Source organism: Microbacterium sp. AISO3, assembly GCF_002204305.1.
Classification (GTDB): Bacteria; Actinomycetota; Actinomycetes; order Actinomycetales; family Microbacteriaceae; genus Microbacterium; species Microbacterium arborescens.
The window spans coordinates 1-411 of sequence record NZ_NHRF01000124.1 but is presented as its reverse complement, the minus strand read 5'-3'; the positions used below and the strand labels follow the sequence as shown (position 1 = coordinate 411).

1 pseudogene is annotated in these 411 nt (G+C 63.3%); it reads left to right on the top strand.

The features are described from left to right. Positions 1–158: 158 nt before the first annotated feature. Positions 159–411 (top strand): annotated as a pseudogene (locus tag CBF90_RS18675) (allantoate amidohydrolase); the annotation flags it as partial.

The following is a 411-nucleotide window of genomic DNA, read 5'->3' as shown; positions in this document are numbered from 1 at the left end:
CTGCTATGGGATGTCATGTGCGGGGTGGCGCGACGCGGCTGGGCCCGCAACGCTCACTCCATCGAGACGGCCACCGAGTTCAACCACGAGCACAACGACGCCCAAATCACCCTGCCCTACCTGGTAGATGACGCCCTTATTGACGGATTGGTGAAGTGATGACGACCTGGACTGCTGCCAGTCTGCTGGTTGAAATCGCCGCGATTGGACGCAACGAGGACGGCTCTTATTCGCGGTTTTGCCTACGTCCCGAGGAGGTGGCGCTGCGGGAATGGTTCGTCGCAAAGGCCACCGAGTTGGGGCTGGCGATCGTCACGGACGCGAACGCTAACATCTGGGCGTGGTGGGGAACTCCGGGTCCCGACGCCGTCCTGACGGGGTCCCACCTGGATTCTGTGCCCGGCGGTGGAG